Annotated in this window: 18 protein-coding genes and 1 pseudogene; 2 read left to right on the top strand and 17 right to left on the bottom strand. The window is 61.8% G+C overall.

Features of this window, described 5'->3' with window-relative positions; all coding sequences use genetic code 11:
- Nucleotides 1–118: 118 nt before the first annotated feature.
- Together J5274_RS03245 and acs are read right to left on the bottom strand one after the other, a co-directional pair.
- Nucleotides 119–334, bottom strand: a complete 216-nt coding sequence (locus tag J5274_RS03245; RefSeq protein WP_142824508.1) for a CsbD family protein — start codon at nucleotides 332–334, stop codon at nucleotides 119–121.
- Between the two features lie 93 nt (nucleotides 335–427).
- Complete coding sequence (gene acs / locus J5274_RS03240; RefSeq protein ID WP_142824509.1) at nucleotides 428–2,386, bottom strand: acetate--CoA ligase; 1,959 nt, start codon at nucleotides 2,384–2,386, stop codon at nucleotides 428–430.
- 232 nt (nucleotides 2,387–2,618) lie between these two features.
- Between acs and J5274_RS03235 the strand changes: the two genes are divergently transcribed.
- A complete protein-coding gene (locus J5274_RS03235) occupies nucleotides 2,619–3,317 on the top strand; it encodes a DUF1013 domain-containing protein (protein WP_111222093.1) in 699 nt (232 codons plus the stop codon).
- 96 nt (nucleotides 3,318–3,413) lie between these two features.
- On the opposite strand, the gene J5274_RS03230 is transcribed toward J5274_RS03235, so the two are convergent.
- From J5274_RS03230 to rsfS, 6 genes and pseudogenes are all read right to left on the bottom strand, one after another.
- Nucleotides 3,414–3,956: an RNA pyrophosphohydrolase gene (locus J5274_RS03230; protein WP_142824510.1), complete on the bottom strand. Its 543-nt coding sequence runs from the start codon at nucleotides 3,954–3,956 to the stop codon at nucleotides 3,414–3,416.
- Between the two features lie 12 nt (nucleotides 3,957–3,968).
- Complete coding sequence (locus J5274_RS03225) at nucleotides 3,969–5,162, bottom strand: divergent polysaccharide deacetylase family protein (protein WP_219274751.1); 1,194 nt, start codon at nucleotides 5,160–5,162, stop codon at nucleotides 3,969–3,971.
- Between the two features lie 111 nt (nucleotides 5,163–5,273).
- Nucleotides 5,274–6,596, bottom strand: a complete 1,323-nt coding sequence (locus J5274_RS03220; protein ID WP_142828751.1) for a S41 family peptidase — start codon at nucleotides 6,594–6,596, stop codon at nucleotides 5,274–5,276.
- Nucleotides 6,586–8,037 carry a murein hydrolase activator EnvC gene (locus tag J5274_RS03215; RefSeq protein ID WP_374108287.1) on the bottom strand — a complete coding sequence of 484 codons (1,452 nt, stop codon included), beginning with the start codon at nucleotides 8,035–8,037 and terminating at the stop codon, nucleotides 6,586–6,588. Before J5274_RS03215 ends, J5274_RS03220 begins: the two co-directional genes overlap by 11 nt.
- 151 nt (nucleotides 8,038–8,188) lie before the next feature.
- Nucleotides 8,189–8,671: a 23S rRNA (pseudouridine(1915)-N(3))-methyltransferase RlmH gene (gene rlmH, locus J5274_RS03210; RefSeq protein ID WP_142824514.1), complete on the bottom strand. Its 483-nt coding sequence runs from the start codon at nucleotides 8,669–8,671 to the stop codon at nucleotides 8,189–8,191.
- A 108-nt stretch (nucleotides 8,672–8,779) separates the two neighbouring features.
- Nucleotides 8,780–9,222 (bottom strand): annotated as a pseudogene (rsfS, locus tag J5274_RS03205) (ribosome silencing factor).
- A 252-nt stretch (nucleotides 9,223–9,474) separates the two neighbouring features.
- Here rsfS and J5274_RS03200 point away from each other — a divergent pair.
- A complete protein-coding gene (locus J5274_RS03200) occupies nucleotides 9,475–9,852 on the top strand; it encodes a winged helix-turn-helix domain-containing protein (protein ID WP_142824515.1) in 378 nt (125 codons plus the stop codon).
- A 9-nt stretch (nucleotides 9,853–9,861) separates the two neighbouring features.
- Here the strand turns inward: J5274_RS03200 and modC are convergent, their stop codons facing one another.
- The 9 genes from modC to J5274_RS03155 all read right to left on the bottom strand — a co-directional run bounded on the left by modC (nucleotide 9,862) and on the right by J5274_RS03155 (nucleotide 18,580).
- Complete coding sequence (gene modC / locus J5274_RS03195; RefSeq protein ID WP_142824516.1) at nucleotides 9,862–10,938, bottom strand: molybdenum ABC transporter ATP-binding protein; 1,077 nt, start codon at nucleotides 10,936–10,938, stop codon at nucleotides 9,862–9,864.
- Nucleotides 10,938–11,636, bottom strand: coding sequence for a molybdate ABC transporter permease subunit (gene modB / locus J5274_RS03190; protein ID WP_142824517.1), 699 nt, complete (start codon nucleotides 11,634–11,636; stop codon nucleotides 10,938–10,940). Before modB ends, modC begins: the two co-directional genes overlap by 1 nt.
- A 52-nt stretch (nucleotides 11,637–11,688) precedes the next feature.
- Nucleotides 11,689–12,480: a molybdate ABC transporter substrate-binding protein gene (gene modA / locus J5274_RS03185; RefSeq protein WP_142824518.1), complete on the bottom strand. Its 792-nt coding sequence runs from the start codon at nucleotides 12,478–12,480 to the stop codon at nucleotides 11,689–11,691.
- Between the two features lie 515 nt (nucleotides 12,481–12,995).
- A complete protein-coding gene (locus J5274_RS03180) occupies nucleotides 12,996–13,586 on the bottom strand; it encodes a nicotinate-nucleotide adenylyltransferase (RefSeq protein ID WP_142824846.1) in 591 nt (196 codons plus the stop codon).
- Nucleotides 13,587–13,623: 37 nt separating this feature from the next.
- Complete coding sequence (locus tag J5274_RS03175) at nucleotides 13,624–14,907, bottom strand: glutamate-5-semialdehyde dehydrogenase (RefSeq protein ID WP_142824519.1); 1,284 nt, start codon at nucleotides 14,905–14,907, stop codon at nucleotides 13,624–13,626.
- Nucleotides 14,900–16,066: a glutamate 5-kinase gene (gene proB / locus J5274_RS03170; RefSeq protein ID WP_142824520.1), complete on the bottom strand. Its 1,167-nt coding sequence runs from the start codon at nucleotides 16,064–16,066 to the stop codon at nucleotides 14,900–14,902. The genes J5274_RS03175 and proB overlap by 8 nt, the downstream gene beginning before the upstream one ends.
- Nucleotides 16,063–17,157, bottom strand: a complete 1,095-nt coding sequence (obgE, locus tag J5274_RS03165) for a GTPase ObgE (RefSeq protein ID WP_111222083.1) — start codon at nucleotides 17,155–17,157, stop codon at nucleotides 16,063–16,065. The genes proB and obgE overlap by 4 nt, the downstream gene beginning before the upstream one ends.
- Nucleotides 17,158–17,351: 194 nt before the next feature.
- Entirely contained in the window at nucleotides 17,352–17,948 is a 597-nt protein-coding gene (locus J5274_RS03160; RefSeq protein ID WP_142824522.1) for a GNAT family N-acetyltransferase, read from the bottom strand.
- Nucleotides 17,945–18,580: a GNAT family N-acetyltransferase gene (locus J5274_RS03155; RefSeq protein ID WP_142824523.1), complete on the bottom strand. Its 636-nt coding sequence runs from the start codon at nucleotides 18,578–18,580 to the stop codon at nucleotides 17,945–17,947. Before J5274_RS03155 ends, J5274_RS03160 begins: the two co-directional genes overlap by 4 nt.
- Nucleotides 18,581–18,691: the final 111 nt, after the last annotated feature.

The raw sequence follows: 18,691 nt of genomic DNA, 5'->3' as shown, positions 1-18,691 counted from the left end.
GGTTTATAGAAGGGGCCTGCTTCGACCATGCTCAGGCAGTCACGACACTTCCGCTCCGAATGCAAAAAGGACGGAGATGCGATCCCCGTCCTTTTAAAATTCTGTGTCTCTAGAAAGCTCAGAGCTTCTTGTTGGCGTAGTCCGAAGCTGCTGCGGCGCCGTCCTTGACGGTGTCCTTGGCGTCGCCAAGTGCCTGCTGGCCTTCGCCCTTTATTTCCTGCAGCTTGCCCTCAGCCTGCAGCTTTTCGTTGCCGACAAGCTTGCCAACGCCCTGCTTGACGTTGCCGACGGCTTCATTGGCGAGACCCGAGGCCTTGTCTGATGTGCTACCCATGTGACTTCTCCTTTGAACTTCTAATCAGCTAACGAACTGGTACAGGATTGGTTCCGCCAGCGTCCGGAAGCGCAAGAGGTAAGACCACTGTCGTCAGGCTGCCTCTGCCTTGTTCTGGCGGTTGGCGATGAGGTCGTCGACGACGGCGGGATCGGCAAGGGTGGAGGTATCTCCCAGCGCCGCGAAATCGTCCTCGGCGATCTTGCGCAGGATACGGCGCATGATCTTTCCCGAGCGCGTTTTCGGAAGGCCCGGCGAGAACTGGATCTTGTCTGGCGTGGCGATTGGGCCGATCTCGGTCCGCACATGCTTGATGAGCTCGGCCCTCAGCGCATCGGTGCCTTCGTGGCCGGACATCAGCGTCACGTAGCAGTAGATCCCCTGCCCCTTGATTGCATGAGGGTAACCGACGACAGCGGCTTCCGAGATAAGGTTGTGCGACACCAGCGCCGATTCGACCTCCGCCGTTCCAAGCCGGTGGCCGGAGACGTTGAGTACGTCGTCCACACGGCCGGTTATCCAATAATAGCCATCGGCGTCGCGCCGGCAGCCGTCGCCGGTGAAGTATTTGCCCTTGTAGGTAGAGAAATAGGCCTCGATGAAACGCTTGTGGTCACCATAGAGCGTGCGCATCTGGCCGGGCCAGCTGTCGGCGATGCAGAGATTACCGTCTGCGGCACCCTCGAGCACCCTGCCCTCGGCATCGACCAGCTCGGGAATGACTCCGAAGAACGGCTTGGTGGCCGAGCCCGGTTTCAGATCCGTAGCGCCGGGCAGCGGCGTGATCATGTGTCCGCCGGTCTCGGTCTGCCACCAGGTGTCGACCACCGGACATCTGCCATCGCCGACGACATTGTAATACCAGTTCCAGGCTTCCGGGTTGATGGGTTCGCCGACTGTGCCGAGCAGCCTCAGGCTGGCGCGTGAGGCGCGAGTAACGAACTCGTCGCCTGCCCCCATCAGCGAGCGGATTGCGGTTGGCGCAGTGTAGAAAATGTTGACCTTGTGCTTGTCGACGATCTCCCAGAAACGGCCCTGGTCGGGGAAATTGGGCACGCCCTCGAACATGACAGATGTCGCGCCGTTGGCGAGTGGACCGTAGACGATATAGGAATGGCCTGTGACCCAGCCAACATCGGCGGTGCACCAGTAAATATCGCCGTCATGGTAATCGAAGGTGTATTCGTGCGTCATGGCCGCATAGACGAGGTAGCCGCCCGTCGTGTGCAGTACGCCCTTCGGCTTGCCGGTCGAGCCCGAGGTGTAGAGGATGAACAACGGGTCCTCGGCCTTCATCTTCGCAGGCGGGCAATCCGCCGTCACGGCGGCCATTTCCTGGTGGTACCAGAGGTCGCGGCCGGGCGCCCAGCCGGTCTTACCGCCGGTGCGGCGCACGACCAGCACCTTGTCGACCATGACCTGCTGGCGGGCGGCGATGTGGATTGCCGTATCGGTGTTGTCCTTCAGCGGCACTGGCTTGCCGGCGCGTACGCCCTCGTCGGAAGTGATGATGAACGTCGATTGGCAATCGACGATTCTGCCTGCCAGCGCGTCCGGCGAAAAGCCGCCGAAGACGACGGAGTGCACGGCGCCTATGCGGGCGCAGGCGAGCATCGCATAGGCGGTTTCCGGGATCATCGGCATGTAGATGGTGACGCGGTCGCCCTTCTTGACGCCGTGCTTCTTCAGCACGTTGGCAAGCCGGCAAACCTGATCGTAGAGTTCGTTATAGGTGATCTTCTTGTCGATGTAAGGATTGTCGCCCTCCCAGATGAAGGCAACTTGGTTGCCGCGCTTTTCGAGATGGCGATCGATGCAGTTATAGGCAACGTTGGTCAGCCCGTCCTCGAACCACTTGATCGACACCTTGCCGGTGAACGATGTGTTCTTGACCTTGGTGTAGGGCTTGAACCAATCGATGCGCTTGCCGTGCTCGCCCCAGAAGGCGTCGGGATCGGCGATGCTGTCTGCGTACCAGGTCTCGTATTTTTCCTTGGTGATCAGCGCATTCTGCCTGGCCGGCTTTGTGACCGGATAAATTTTTTCAGACATGATTCCTCCTCGAAATGTCCGGCTAGGCCCGCGTTTTTTCACAAAAACTGCGGTCTTTGTCCCCACAGATAGCACCTTAAGATACGGCGTCCATTGGACAAAGAGCATTTCATCCGCAAAGAATTGCAATTATGCGGCACTGAGGATATACAGGGCGTCATTTCCCGGACATCAGTGGTGAAAACACCCACGGACCGCGACCCCGGCGCGGACGGACAGAAGGACTATACCCATGGCTCAACAACTGCTTATGCCGAAAGCTACGGCCATCTGGCTTGTCGACAACACCGCCTTGTCGTTCGAACAGATCGCGCAGTTTTGCAAGCTTCACCCGCTGGAAGTCAAAGCCATTGCCGATGGCGAAGCCTCGCAGGGCATCAAGGGCCTCGACCCGATTTCCACCGGCCAGCTGTCGCGCGAGGAAATCGCCCGCGCCGAAGGCAAGCCGGATTACAAGCTGAAGCTTTCCGAACCGAAAGTGCGCGTTCCGGAATCCAAGCGTCGCGGCCCGCGTTATACGCCGGTGTCGAAGCGCCAGGACCGCCCCAATGCGATCCTCTGGCTGGTGCGCAATCACCCGGAACTGAAGGACGCGCAGATCTCGCGCCTGGTCGGCACCACCAAGTCGACGATCGAGCAGATCCGTGACCGCACCCACTGGAATTCGACCAACCTTGCGCCAATGGATCCGGTGACGCTCGGTCTATGCAGCCAGATCGACCTCGACATGGAAGTCGAGAAGGCTGCCAAGGGCCGTCCGCTGCCGACAGCTGCCGAACTCGGCGCAACCCTGCAGCCGTCGCAGGAAACCGAAAAGCTGCCATTCTCCTACGAGCGCGAAGAAAAGGAAAAGGCGATCGACGCCGATGCCGTCTTCGCCAAGCTCAAGTCCCTTCGCGCCCCGAAGGACGAGGACGAAGACCAGTACTGAGGTCTTATCGATGTTTGCATGTATCAGACCCCGGCTTTTGCCGGGGTCTGGCGTTATAGGGTAGAGCTATACCGATTGTGCTTCAGGCAACGTCGATCAGTCGCTGCTCTTGCCAAGTGTGGCCAGATGGCGGAATTCGGCAACGACGCGCTCGTAGACGCCACGCTTGAAGGTGACGATCAGTTCCGGCAATTCCTCCATAGGCTTCCATTCCCACTGGTCGAATTCCGGCTCGTGGCCGCCGGGTGGCGGGTTGATGGCGATCTCGCTTTCGTCGCCATCGAAGCGGAAGGCGAACCAGCGCTGTGTCTGGCCGCGAAACCTCCCCCTCAGGCCGATGCCGATCAGTTCGGGTGGCAGATCGTAGTTGATCCAGTCGCTGGCTTCGGCAAGCAGGGTGACGGTTTTCATCCCCGTCTCCTCGTAGAGTTCGCGATAGGCCGCTTCCAGCGGATCTTCGCCCTCGTCGATGCCGCCTTGCGGCATCTGCCAGAGATTTTCCGAGCCATCATATTCGGAATTGCCGATGGGAATGCGCCGGCCGGCCCAGACGAGGCCCTCGGCGTTGAGGATCATCACCCCGACGCAGGGGCGATAAGGCAGGTCCTCGGCTTTTACGGGATTAGGATTCTTGCTCATCATATCCTCCGGTCAGGGATGTTTCGGATCGTTGGCGAGCGCCGAGACGGAAACGATCTCGATGCCGCGCGTTGCGGCATTCTCGCTCCAGGCGGAAATTGCGTCGACACTTTCGTCGAATGCGGATGCGACGCCGATTGCCGAGCCGTTGCGGCGGGCGATACGCTCAAGCTCGTCCAGTTTCCGGGTGATCGCGTCGCCATTCAGTTCGCTGTCCAGCTGGATGTCGGCAAAAGCATACGGCACGGCGAGCGCCTTGGCGATCGTGCCGGATTTCGATTGCGCAGATGAGCCATCGTCAAGGAATAGCAGGCCGCGTTTGCCGACATCGCGCAGAACCGGTTCCAAAGCGGTCGGGTTCGACAGAAAGCGGCCGCCGAGATAATTCATGATGCCGGTGTAATTGGTGATTTCAGCCATCGCCTTGTGCAGGTTTTCGACGTTTTTCGCCGCTGGCTGCGATGTCAACAACGTATCGGCACCGGGGTTGTTGGCCGGATAATCGAAGGGCTCCAGCGGTACCTGCAGCAGGATTTCGTGGCCGCTGCGACGGGCGTCCTGCATCCAGCGCTGCAGGCTGTTGCCGCTGGCCGCAAAGGCAAGGGTTACTTCCTCCGGCAGCTGCTTTATGGCCCGCTGCGTACCGGTCTGGCTGAGGCCGAGGCCGCCAACGACGATGGCGATGCGCGTGCCGTGGGCGCCGGACCAGGGCCGCGCATATTGATCCATCGGCCGCAGGCCGGCGGGAGAGGTGATGGGGAGCCGGCCGAACGGTGAGTTTTCCAGCAACGCATCATTGGGCGTTGCCGCCATGCGGGGATCCTGGCCGATCTGGTTGGCCCTGACGAGGACCGGCCCTGAGCCGTCCCGCGGCTTTGGCGTGTAGGTTGTCACAACAGAACCGTCGCCGGTGAGGTTGCGCTCGACGTTGGCGCCGGATTGCGGGTCTGCCTGCGGCATGCCCGTCGACACGGCTGCCGCATCCTCCGACGGCGTATCCCCGGTTTCAGCCGGTGGCGGTGCCTTGGCGGCGGTTTCGACGGGGGGAGATTTTTGGAAGGGATCGCGGATCAGCGCGGTGTAGAGGGAGAAGCCGGCGATTGCGATCAGGCAGAGGGCTGCCAGCATACGGCCCACCGGCGGCAGGCGCCTATTGCGGCGAGGCGGGCGGTTCTGTCCCAGCGGTGCGTGTAGGTCCGTTCCCAATTTCCTTGTCCGCCCCACATCGGAAATCGTCGTTCCGCGTCGTGAAGGCGCCGGGTCTGTTTCCAGCCCGGCGCCATTTTCTGTCTTGGCGACGTCCTACTATACGACGTCTTACTTGGCGACTACAGCCTTGTCCGGATTTGGCGGGAAGGCGGGGTCTTTCTTGACGCCACGTAGCAGGTCGAGCGCGTAGTTCAGCTGAACGTCGTCCTTGACCTCCGGTGGCACATAGGCTTCCGAGCCCGATCCTTCGTCGGTTTCAGACTGGCCCTTGATGTGACCGCGCAGGGTGGATTCGCCTTCGGAGACCATCTTGCCCTTGAGATCGTCCGGCAGCGGCTCGTCGACCTTGATGTCAGGCGTGATGCCGGTGCCCTGGATCGAGCGGCCCGATGGCGTGTAATAGAGCGCCGTGGTCAGGCGCAAGGCACCGTTCTCACCGAGCGGGATGATCGTCTGGACCGACCCCTTGCCGAAGGAGCGCGTGCCGAGGATCGTGGCACGGCGCAGGTCTTGCAGGGCGCCTGCAACGATTTCCGATGCGGAGGCGGAGCCGCCATTGATCAGCACGATGATCGGCTTGCCGTCTGTCAGATCGCCCGGACCGGCGTTGTAGCGGCGGGTTTCGTCCGGGTTACGGCCGCGGGTCGAGACCACTTCGCCACGCTCCAGGACGTCGTCGCAGACGTTGATCGCCTGGTCGAGCAAGCCGCCCGGGTTGAGGCGCAGGTCGAGGACATAGCCCTTGAGCTTGTCGGCTGGCACGGTCTGCTTGATCTTCTGGATGGCAGCTTCGAGATCCGGTGTGGTCTTCTCGGTAAACTGCAGGATCCGGATGTAGCCGACATCGTTTTCGACATGCGAGCGGACGGCGGCGACCGGGATGATGTCGCGGACAATCGTCAGTTCGATCGGCTTATCGACACCGACGCGCTGCAGTGTCAGCTTGATCGGCGTCTTGACCTCGCCGCGCATCTTCAGCACGGCATCTTCGAGTTTCAGGCCCTTTACAGGCGATCCGTCGATTGCGGTGATGAAGTCGCCAGCCTTGACGCCGGCCTTGTCGGCGGGGGTATTCTCGATCGTGGAGCCGACCTTGATCTGGTCCTTCTCCATCGTTACCTCGATGCCGAGACCGCCAAACTCACCCTTGGTCTGGGTGCGCATGTCCTGGGCATCCTTGGCATTCATGTAGCTCGAATGCGGATCGAGCGAGGCAAGCATGCCATTGATGGCCGCCTCGATGAGCTTGTCTTCCTGGGGAGGCGTAACGTATTGCGCCCGAACCCTCTCGAAGACATCGCCGAATACCGACAATTCCTTATACGTGGAACCGCTCGCAGCTTCCGCCGGGACTCCCGCTGAGTAAATGACGCCCATGGCGGTCGCACCCATCAATGCGCCGATGACGACAAGAGAAGCCCTACGAATCATTGCGTGCCTTTCCAGTATCCTTTGCGGTCCACCAGGGTTGGGAATCAACCGGTTTTCCGTCTTTTCTCAATTCAATGTAAAGCGTTGGCTTGTTTGTTTCCAGCGCCAATGCTGTCGCACTTGCCACTCTTTTCTCGCCCATCACCGCAACCGGTTCTCCGGCGAAAACAAATTTTCCCTGGCGCGTCTTGATGGCGTCCATTCCGGACAGAACCATGTGGAAGCCGTCGCCGGTATCGAGGATGATCATCTGGCCGTAGCTGCGGAAAGCGCCGGCATACACCACCAGGCCATCGGCGGGCGCCGTGACGAGCGCGCCGGGGCCGGTTGCGAGCGTCATGCCAGCGGCCGTGTGTCCCGTTCCGTCGTCGTCTCCAAAGTGCCGAAGAATATCACCGGCCACAGGCAGCTCGAGCTTCTGCTTTAGGTCTGAAAATCGATATGCGGGGGCAATGCGGTTTTTATCGGGCACCCCGCTTTCGGCCAGGGCCTTGGCTTCGGCACGCTGCTCGTCGGTCATCATTTGCCGGCGTTGTTCTTCCTCGCGGGCAGCCGTTGCCGCGCTGCGCACCGAGCCGATCTGGCTTTCGAGAGAGGCTACAAGGCCTTCCAGGCTGGTTGCCTTACCTGCCAGTTGCTCGGCACGCTTGCGCTCGTCCTCTATCTGAGCGGCGCTTTCCCTGCTCTGCCGGTCGTTCTCGGCGATCAGCAGATCCATACGCCGCTCTTCCTCCAGACTGGACGTGAGCGTTGCGGAAAGGTTTGCCTTTTCCTTGGCCGTGGAGGCTTCCAGCGTCGACAGTTCGCCGAGGTCTGCAAGCAGCTTTTCAGTCGCTTTGCGCATGCCGGGCACCACGGCGCCGAGCAGGATGGCGCTTCGCACCGAATTGAGGGCGTCGTCGGGGCTGACGAGCAGGGCCGGAGGCGGGTCGCGGCCCATGCGCTCCAGCGCTGCCAAAACCTCGGCCAGGAGACCGCGCCGTTCGTGAAGCGAGCGACGGACGCCGCCCTCCTTGACCTTCAGATCGGTCAGCGCCCTTTCGCTGTCTTCGATCTTGCGATCCATCGTCTTGCGGCGCGATGCCGAATCGATCAGCGCCTGGCGCAGGCTGGCATTGCTCTTGTCGAGCGCCGCTACACTTTCCTGAAGCTGCTTCTGCTTTTCGGCAGAGAGGGTGATCGTCTTCGACAGGCTATCGAGTTCGGCTCGTGTCTGGTCGCGTTTTTCGGCAAGGTCGGCTGCCGGATCGGGCGCCGGCGGGTTTGCGGTGGCTGTATCGGGGGCGGTTTGCTGGTCCGGTGGCAACCGCGACGACGTCGGATCGGCAGCGCCATCCTCGGCGCGCGCCTGATATCCCTGGATCACCGGAGCTGCCGCGAGCATTACGGCTGCACACAAAAAGGCCGCACGGGTACCTGCCGCGAGAGGCGGCGGGAGCAGACGCGGCAGAGGGGCGGCGGATCGTTTCATCGCGGATGGCTTAGGATTTCTCTATCGCGCAAGGCGTAAGCTGATTTGCCGCCGATGGCCAAGACATATCGCCAGTTCGGTGACGAAATCAAAACACGGCTGTGTGAGCGATCCGCCACTTTCAGACGCGATGGTAGGGGTGGCCGGAGAGAATGGTGACCGCCCTGTAGAGCTGTTCGGCAATAAGAATCCGCACAAGCTGGTGTGGCCAGGTCATCTTGCCGAGACAGATCGTGCTGTCTGCCCTGTCGTAGAGCGAAGGATCGAGGCCATCCGCGCCGCCGATGGCGATCGTCAGGTCGCGCTTGCCCTGGTCCCGGTACTGGCCAAGGAGCGCAGCAAATGCCTCGCTGTCCATCGCTTTGCCGCGCTCGTCGAGCAGCATGAGGATACTGGCGTCCGGCAGCGATTTCAGCAGCATGGCCGCCTCCTCGCGCTTGCGCGTTTCGCCGTTCGAGGCACGACTTTCCGCGACTTCGGTGACGCGCGAGAAATCCAGCCCGATGGCTGGGCCCGTCTTGGCGAACCGGTCGAAATAGCGGGCCGCGAGATCCTTCTCCGGGCCGGTCTTCAGCCGGCCAACGGCAAACAATCCAATCCGCATGTTCACTCCAGAGACGATGGCCAGCACGGCCGCACATATTTCTTAGCCGCGCGACAGATGCCGTTGCGGCCAGTCAAACCTGCGCAGCAGCCGGGGAAACCGGATCTGCTAGTGTATCGTGCCCTCGTCGAGATCCGGCGCGGCCCACATCTTTTCGATGTTGTAGAACTCGCGGATTTCCGGACGGAAGACGTGGACGATGATGTCACCAGTGTCGATCAGAACCCAGTCGCCTGCGTCGAGACCTTCGACGCGCGGGTTGCCGAGACCTTCGCCCTTGATATCGGACGTGAGGTGATCGGAGATCGCCAGGACATGGCGGTTTGAGCGCCCGGAGACCACAACCATGTAGTCGCCCAGCGCGGATTTGCCCGCAATGTTGATGGTGACGATGTCTTCAGCTTTGGAGTCCTCAAGGCTGTTGAGGACGGCTTGCAGGGCGCGGGCGGCGGCATCAACGCCACGTTCCGGGCTCTTCGGGGCAACGGCTAGCGTTCGTCCCTTGGCGTGTACTGTTGTCAGTGCTTTTCCTTTCAGGAGTAACAGAACATGCACGCGATTGATTCGAACTGTCGTTCAAATCAGTTCTCAAGATAGGCATCAAAGCACTAAGGTTTCAAGACGCGTGCAGCTCGGCATCGGCGGTCGGGGCTCAGTTTCTCGGCCAGCGATGCGTTTTCGGCACCGATCTGCGAATTTTTGCCCGTCGGCCTTCCCATTGGCCCATATCGATGCCTCGGGTACGGCCGTATACAGCCAAGAGTGCTGCGCGTATAGGGAACAACGCTCAAAAGCTGCGGGCCATGACCAGACATTCCAACGACACGATAGACGCCATCCTGCGCATCCGTTTCACGGGACAGGATCGGCTTGGCCGGGGCAAGATGGAGCTGCTTGAGCACATCCGCAGGACGGGCTCGATTTCGGCGGCGGGGCGAGCCATGGATATGTCCTACCGCCGCGCATGGCTTCTGGTCAGCGACCTCAACCGCATGTTCGACGTGCCCTCGGTCGAATCGCAGCGGGGCGGCCAGAAGGGTGGCGGTGCGGTGCTGACACCCTTCGGCGAGGCGCTGCTCGAGCGGTTCCGGGCGATGGAGCGGGCGGTCGCCCTCGTTCTCGCCGACGATCTGCTGTGGCTGCAGGAGCACTACCGTCCGCAGGGGTTGCCGGAAGCGTGATAACACCGGTCATCCGTTTTGCAGGGCGACTGTCTTGATGACTGCAAAAACGGTCATGCCCACTGCCAAGCGCAGTCTTTCGCCTGACAGCTGGGTAATCCGCGACAGGATCGGGTCGCCGCCACAGTTGAGGCGGACTTCCAGCGCACCGTTGGCGACCACGCCGATCCAGGTGATCGTTCCTTCGAGAATATTGAGCGCGCTGAGGCCTTCCGGGCGCACGGTCGCCAGCATCACATCGCGGGCGGGGACGTGGATCCGCACCATCCTGCCGACCGGAAATCCTGTCCCCGGCACCTGCAGTTTCGCGGTCTTCAGGGCGACGGTCGATAGGAGATGGGTCTGCGAGATGCTGTCGATGCGGCCTTCCAGCAGCACGCCGGCCTCGCGGCGCTCGGCGCCCTCCGCCGTCGATGGCAGGCTCAAAACCTCGACGGCGCTGCCGACCGCTTCCACATGGCCGTCGCGCAAAAGGACGACGCGGCTTGCGAGCCTCGCGACCTCTGCAATCGCGTGGCTGACATAGACGATCGGGATTTTCGTCTCGTCGCGCAGCCGTTCAAGATAGGGCAGGATCTCTGCCTTGCGCTCCTCGTCGAGTGCCGCCAGCGGCTCGTCCATCAGCAACAGGCGCGGGTTGGAGAGCAGGGCACGGCCGATTGCCACCCGCTGCTTTTCGCCGCCCGACAGCTTGCCGGGTCGGCGCTCCAGAAGCGGGCCGAGCCCGAGTAGATCGACGACGCTGTCGAAATCGTCGCGGTCGGTCGTTTTCGGCGCGAACCAGCGGCCATAGCCGAGGTTGTGGCGAACCGACAGATGCGGAAACAGCCGTGCCTCCTGAAAGACGTAGCCGAAACGGCGGCGATGGCGGGGCACGAAGATATTTTGGTCCGTGTCCGTCAGCACCCTGCCATCGAGCGCAACGTGGCCGTGGTCGGGGTGGATCAGCCCGGCAATGCTGCGGATGAGCGAGGTCTTCCCAGAGCCGGAGCGGCCGAACAGGGCCGTAACCCCGCCCTCTGCGGTAAAGGCAGCGTCCAGCGCAAAAGCGCCGAGCCTGTGGCGGATGTTCACCGTCAGCGTCATCAGACGTCCACCCTGCGGCCGACCCAACGGGCAAGAAACTCGGACGCCAGCAGTGCGGTCATGGAAATCAGCACCGCGACGACGGTGAGCCTCAGCGCGCCCGCATCGCCGCCGGGGAGCTGAGTGAAGGTATAGATTGCCGACGAAAGCGTCTGGGTTTCGCCAGGAATGTTGGAGACGAAGGTGATGGTGGCGCCGAATTCCCCCATCGCCTTGGCAAATGAGAGGATCATGCCGGCAATGATACCGGGGAGCGTGAGCGGCAAGGTGACGGTGAGGAATATCCACACAGGACTGGCACCCAGCGTTCCTGCAGCCTCCTCCAGCTTGCGGTCGACGGCTTCCAGCGACAGCCGGATGCTGCGTACCATCAGGGGGAACCCCATGATTCCGCAGGCGAGCGCGGCACCGGTCCATCTAAAAGAAAAGACGATGCCGAAATGGTTGTCGAGGAAGGCGCCGATGACGCCGCGGCGACCGAACAGGATCAGCAGCAGAAAACCGGTGACGACCGGCGGCAGGATCAGCGGCATATGGATGATGCCGTTCAGCAGCGATTTTCCAAAGAACCGGCCGCGAGCGAGAAGCAGCGCTGCGGCGACCCCGAATGGCAGGCTCACCAGCATGGCCACGCTAGCGACGCGCAGGCTAAGCAGAATCGCCGTCCACTCGTCACTGCTTAAATGCCATCCCTCCAAAACCGCTCTCTTTCCCTGTTGGTCCGCCGGTCATGCAGCAGGCAGGCGATGTTCAGTTCAGGATGGTGAAACCTTCGTGCTCGAAGAAAGGCTCCGCCTTGGACGACTTGAGGAAGTCGTAATAGGCATCGACATCCTTGTTCCTGCTGCTGGCAGTGATGGCGAGCGGATAGATGATGGGCGGGTGGCTGTCTGCTGGAAAAGTGCCGACGATGGCGACGCCCGGGTCGGAGGCGGCATCCGTCTGATAGACAATTCCGTAGGGGGCTTCGCCGCGCGATACCAGCGCCAGCGCAGCGCGCACGCTTTCGGCACCGGCAACCTTGCTTTCGACCGACGGCCAGATCCCCAGTTTTTCGAGGGCTGCCTTGCCGTATTTACCGGCTGGCACGGAATCGACCTGGCCCATCGCCAGGCGACCGTCGCCGAGGAGGGCGGAGAAATCCATGCCGGCCTTGATATCAACCGGCTTCGCTTTGTCGCGGGGGGCAACGAGCACGATCTGGTTGCCCAATAGGTTTACCTGCGTATCCGGCTTCAGCAGGTTCTTGTTGCCGAGGTATGCCATCCAGTCGGTGTCGGCCGAAATGAAGATATCTGCAGGTGCGCCGCTCTCGATCTGCTTTGCCAGCGCCGAACTCGCGGCATAGGACACGGTGATCTGCTTGCCGCTCTGGGCGGTGTAAGCGGCGTTTGCGCTGTCGAGGGCGTTCTTCATGCTGGCGGCAGCGAACACGGTTATTTTTTCCGCCGCTGCCGAGGGAGAGACGCCGGTGGTCAATCCGAGCCAGCCGGCGACAATGGCTACAGCGGCAAGTTTCATCCAGGAACGGCGGGTCGGCATGGTAATCTCCAAATTGGCGAAGTATTTTCAGGAATATATCGCTTCGCGCGATTTGACCAGCGTCGGTTTCGTCAACACGATTAATCGACAATGATTTCAGAGATTTCGCCGATTGCTATTCCCTACTGACTTGGTCGATTTCGCATGGCTCTGTAGGCCCCTGTGACATCCATCGGGCTGCAACATGGCGCCCCAGCGTCTTTTGGGGGCAGGGCGTCGTCAACAGCGTAGGTGGTCGGTGTGATCTCGCGCGAAAGCTTACGAAAGATTTAATTTTGTGCATTTGCACTTTTCTGTCATTTGTAAAATGCATGGCTGCGTTGCGATATCAACGATTTTACTTCTCGACAGCTGTGCTAGATTTAACTCATCGAACGGCGCACTCCTCCTCCCAGCGCCATTCGATTTTGGATCGATGACACTCCTCCTCCCGGTTGTCGATCAGTTTTGATAGGCCCGACGGATCTCCTCCCCCGTCGGGCTTTTCATTTTTGAGGATTTCAAATTTCGGAAATTCAGGTTTTCTGCTGCTCTTCGCGGAGAGCGGTCGAGCTCAGCGTCGAGCGCGGACCGTGGATGAATGTCCAGGCCGGTGCACGCTTCTTCCACAGCACCCTTGCGTCGTCTTCGTCGACACGGGCGTAGTGAAAGGTCTTCGCCATCTTTGCCGACAGGTGCGAGAGCGTCGAACCCGGCCGATCGATCACGGCGATCGGGAAAGTATTGGCGATGGTCTGCCACTTCTGCCATTTGTGGAACGTGTTCAGGCTATCGGCGCCCATGATCCAGATGAAATGCACGTGGCTGTTCAGCGCCTTGACGCGGGCCAGCGTATCGGCCGTATAGCGCATGTTGAGCGCCTGCTCGAAGCCGGTCACCTTGATGCGGGGATCGATCGCAATCTTTTCGCTGAGTGCGATGCGCTCTGCCATCGGGGCGAGCTGATTGGTATTCTTCAAAGGGTTGCCGGGCGTCACCATCCACCAGAGCTGGTCGAGGCCCAGCCGGCGGATGGCAATTTCTGCAACCAGCACATGGCCGGGGTGCGGCGGATTGAAGGAGCCGCCGAACAGGCCGACGACCATTCCGCGCTCGGCATGGGGCATACGAAGATAGTGGGCGTCGATCCTGTCTGCTGTCACATCAGGGCCGTATCTGTCCGCTGCCGCGTACCCGGTATTTGAACGACGTCAGTTGTTCGACGCCGACAGGTCCGCGCGCATGCATCTTTCCGGTGGCAATGCCGATTTCCGCGCCCATGCCGAACTCACCGCCATCGGCAAATTGCGTCGACGCGTTGTGCAGCAGGATTGCTGAATCCACCTCCGTGAAGAAGCGCCCCACCACTTCGGGGTCTTCAGCAATGACAGCCTCGGTGTGATTGGATGAATAGCGGGCTATATGTTCGATAGCGCCCGAGATGCCATCAACCATAGCAATCGATATAATGGCATCGAGATACTCCGTCGACCAATCCTCCTCGGTGGCAGCCTTCAATGCGGGGATAGCATGAAGCACGTCGGCCGATCCGCGAACTTCGCAGCCGGCCGCCGCAAGAGCGTCGACGAGCGGCTTGAGGTGGGTTGCCGCTGCCGCCCGGTCGACAAGCAGCGTCTCGGCCGCGCCACACACGCCAGTACGGCGCATCTTGGCGTTGACGACAATCTGCTTTGCCATTTCCAGTTTCGCAGACGCATCGATGTAGATGTGGCAGATACCCTCGAGGTGGGCAAAGACCGGAACGCGGGCCTCGCTTTGCACCCGCGCCACGAGGCTTTTGCCGCCGCGCGGGACGATGACGTCGATATTTCCATCGAGCCCGGACAGCATTGCGCCGACGGCTGCCCGATCGGTAACCGGGACAAGTTGGATCGCGTATTCCGGCAAGCCTGCCGCCTTCAATCCCTCGACGAGGCAGGCATGGATTGCCTGCGAGGAACGGCGCGAATCGCTGCCGCAGCGCAGAATGGCGACATTGCCGGCTTTCAGGCAGAGTGCACCAGCATCGGCGGTAACGTTGGGGCGGCTTTCGAAGATGACGCCGATGACGCCGAGCGGCGTGCGGACGCGCTCGATCTGCAGCCCGTTCGGGCGTTCCCAGGCGGCAATGACTTCGCCGACCGGATCGGCCAGTGCGGCAATCGTGCGGATGCCGTCGGCCATGGCGTCGATGCGTGCCTCGGTCAGCGTCAACCTGTCGATCGACGATGCGAGCATGCCGGTGCCTTCCACGTCGCCAAGATCCCTGGCATTCTCAGCCAATATGTGGTCCCGCTTTGAAAGAATGGCATCCGCCATGGCATTGAGGGCGCGGGTTTTCGATTGAGCAGAGGCAAACGACAGCGGACGCGCCGCAGCGCGGGCCCGGCGACCGATTTCATCCATCAGCCGGTCGATATCAGGGCTGGCTGCTACGTGATCAAGCATGCGCCTCGTCCTTTCGGCTTGCTGTGCCTTGCGTTCCCGACGCCGTCATTACCAGATCGTCGCGGTGAACCATGGCGGCGCGGCCGGCATAGCCGAGAATGGCCTCGATCTCCGCCGACTTGCGGCCGGTAATCTGCCGTGCCTCTTCGGCATCGTAGCCGGCAAGGCCACGGCCGATCTCGCGGCCGGCGGGACCGATGACGGCGACGGTATCGCCGCGTCCGAAGTGACCGATCACGGAGCGCACGCCAGCAGGCAGCAAGCTCTTGCCTGCACCGAGCGCGGTGACGGCGCCGGCATCGACATGCAGTTCGCCTGCCGGCTGCAGCTGCCCGGCAATCCAGGTCTTGCGCGCTGTGACCGGTGTGCCAGAGGGCGCAAACCAGGAGGAGCGGGCACCTTGGTCGATGGCGGAAAGAGGCCGGTCAGTCTTGCCAGATGCAATGATCATGGCGCAGCCGGCACCGGTGGCGATCTTGCCGGCATCGATCTTGGTGCGCATGCCGCCGCGTGATAGTTCCGAGGCAGCGCCGCCGGCCATCGCCTCGATTTCGGGCGTGATTTCAGCAATCGTGTGGAGGAACCGGGCATTTGGGTCGAGGTGAGGCGGGGCGGTGTAGAGGCCGTCGATATCGGACAACAGGATCAGCAGGTCTGCGCCGGTCATGGTGGCGACGCGCGCGGCCAGCCGGTCGTTGTCGCCATAGCGGATTTCGCTGGTGGCGACCGTGTCGTTCTCATTGATGATCGGTACCGCACCGAGTTTCAGGAGCTGGCTGATGGTGGCGCGGGCATTGAGATAGCGGCGTCGCTCCTCGGTGTCGCCAAGCGTCAGCAGGATCTGGCCGGCAACGATGTCGTCACGGGAAAGGCTTCCCGACCAGGCGCGGGCGAGCGCAATCTGCCCGACCGCCGCAGCCGCCTGGCTCTCCTCGAGCTTCAGCGCGCCGCTGGCAAGATCGAGCACGGAGCGGCCGAGCGCGATGGCTCCCGAGGAGACGACAAGGACATCGACGCCCTTTGCCTTCAGCGCGGCGATGTCGGCGCAGATCGCATCGAGCCAGGCCTTCTTCAACCCGGTGCCGCGGTCGACCAGCAGCGCCGAGCCGATCTTGATGACGATTCGCCGGTAGCGGTCGAGCGGTTGTCGGGCTGTCATCCCTCGCGCTCCTCGTCCCCGCTTTCGTTGGCTTCATCCGCGACCAGGTCGACCGTATCCCGGTGGCGGTTTTTCAGCGCCTTCATCGGCTTGTCTTCGGTTTCGCCGATAGCGATGATGTCGCGCAGCGCGCGCAAAAGGTCCGTCATGCCTTTGCCGGTGATCGCCGAAATCTGGTACGGCGTGTGACCGCAGGCGCGGGCAAGCTCCTTCGTTTTCTTCTTCAGTTCCGCATCGTCGAGAATGTCGACCTGCGACAGGGCGACGATTTCCAGCTTTTCGCCCAGCGCCTCATCATAGGCCTCGAGCTCGTGGCGGACTGTCTTGTAGGCCTTGCCGACCTTTTCTTCCTGGGCGGAGACCAGGTGCAGCAGCACGCGGGTGCGCTCGACATGGCCGAGGAAACGGTCGCCGATGCCGACGCCCTCATGGGCGCCTTCGATCAGGCCCGGAATGTCGGCTAGAATGAATTCCGTGCCGTCGACGGTTGCGACACCGAGGTTGGGATGCAGCGTGGTGAAGGGGTAATTGGCAATCTTCGGGCGGGCACGCGTAACTGCGCCGAGGAAGGTCGACTTGCCGGCATTCGGCATGCCGACGAGGCCTGCATCGGCGATCAGCTTCAGCCGCAGCCAGATGGTCTTTTCCTCGCCCTCGAGACCAGGATTGGCCCAATCCGGCGACTGGTTGGTAGAGGATTTGAAATGGGCATTGCCGAAGCCGCCATTACCGCCGGCGGCGATGCGGAAGCGCTGGCCTTCGAAGGTCAGGTCGCAGATCATCGTCTCGGCGTCTTCCTCGAAGACCTGCGTGCCCACCGGCACCTTCAGCGTGACGTGCTCGCCGTTTGCACCGGTGCGGTTGCGGCCCATGCCATGGGTACCGATCTGCGCCTTGAAATGCTGCTGGAAACGAAAATCGATCAGCGTATTCAAGCCGTTGACCGCCTCGACCCAGACGTCGCCACCGCGTCCGCCGTCGCCGCCGTCGGGGCCGCCGAACTCGATGAATTTTTCCCGGCGGAATGAGACGCTGCCGCCACCGCCGTCGCCGGAGCGGATGTAGACTTTTGCTTCGTCAAGAAATTTCATCGTATTCTTCGCTATTCGGTCAGTTTGCGCCCGTCATGCCGCCTTCGATATAGGCGGTTCTGCCGGAGGTCAAAGATTATCGTCATCTGCAGCAGCTATAGCATAGCCGCCTGCGGGGGTCTTGCTGTCTGGTCTATAAGAAGCCGCCGCCGGCGAACCGGCGACGGTTTTGTCTATGTCAGGCTCTGTCTGCGTCAGGCACTGGCACTAGCGCTGGTGCGCAGATCGCCCGGCAACAGCAGGGTTTCGACGTGCGGAACCATGGTGCTGCGGGCAAAGCTGAAGACTTCCGCGCAACCGGTGATGCGGAAGCCGAGTTTCTCCTGCAGCTTCAGCGACGCCGGATTGTCGACGAAAACACCGGAATGGATGTCTTCGCCTGGCATCCGCCGGCTGAAGCGTTCCAGCGCGGCTGCCACAGCCTCGCCCATGAACCCGCGCCGCCAGTAGTAGCGGTTCAGCCAGTAGCCGACGTGCCAGCGATCGTGGCGCAGTTCGATGCCGACCGTGCCGATGTGGACATCGTCATCGCCCTCGGTAATCGCCAGCGCCCAGTCCGCGAGCAGACCGGAGGCTCGCGGCACCAGCCAGTCGAGCGCGTCCTGCCGGTGGTAAGGGACCGGCACACGCGCCAGCATGCGGGTGACCGCGAAATCCGACAGAGATCCCGTAATCGCGTCAGCGTCGCCAAGGCGATGCGGCCGCAGTGTCAGCCGGGCGGTGCGGATAACCGGTTCCGGGCCGGGTGCCGCGATCTGCTGCGACCGGCGCGAGAGGACAGCGGCGTTCATCTCAGTGCCCCCCAGCTGCGCAACGACATCCAGGTGCGGCGATCCAGCCGGAACCATTCGACGGAGACCGTGCTGCCAAGCGCCAGGGACGCTGCCAGCCCGGCGCCCTGGAACTGGAACCCGCACTTGTGGATCACCCGACGAGAGGCGACGTTGGTGACCCGGCAGCGGGCATCGATCTGGTCGACCTCAGGCCGCGTGCGGAACACCATGTCTATCAGCGCGTGAGCCGCTTCCGTCATGAAGCCCTGGTTCCAGTAGGGCTCGCCCAGCCAGTAGCCGATTTCGACAGTCGTCGGATCCTGGCCCGGTTCTATGCCGCAACAGCCGAGAAAGGCGCCGTTTTCCATTTTGGTGATCGCATAGAGGCACTTGCCAATCTCGCCAGACGTCGTGCGGCGCACAAAATCGGCGGCGTCCCGGGTCGTATACGGGTGCTGCATGCGCGAGACCATGGTGGCGACATTGGCGTTATTGGCGAGATGGGCAAGGGCTTCGATGTCGTCTTTGTGGGGCGCGCGCAGAACGAGCCGCTCCGATAACAAGACGGGGCAATCGGGTCTTAACCTCTCCGGCCTCAACCGGTCTTCGGGCGACCGCGATTGGTCCTCCCTTAACAGTTCGCTTTGCATCGTTCAGTCCTCCTTGTGGGAAAAGAAAAAAGGGAGATGGCGCCCCATCTCCCCGTTTTCAAAGACTGAACCTGATGCGGTCAGCCGGGTCGATGAGACGCCGGCTGCTTA

Source organism: Rhizobium sp. L51/94, from assembly GCF_019355555.1.
In the GTDB taxonomy this organism is placed as follows: domain Bacteria; phylum Pseudomonadota; class Alphaproteobacteria; order Rhizobiales; family Rhizobiaceae; genus Rhizobium; species Rhizobium rhododendri.
The sequence above is the reverse complement of the archived record's forward strand: the minus strand, read 5'-3'. Positions and strand labels throughout refer to the sequence as shown.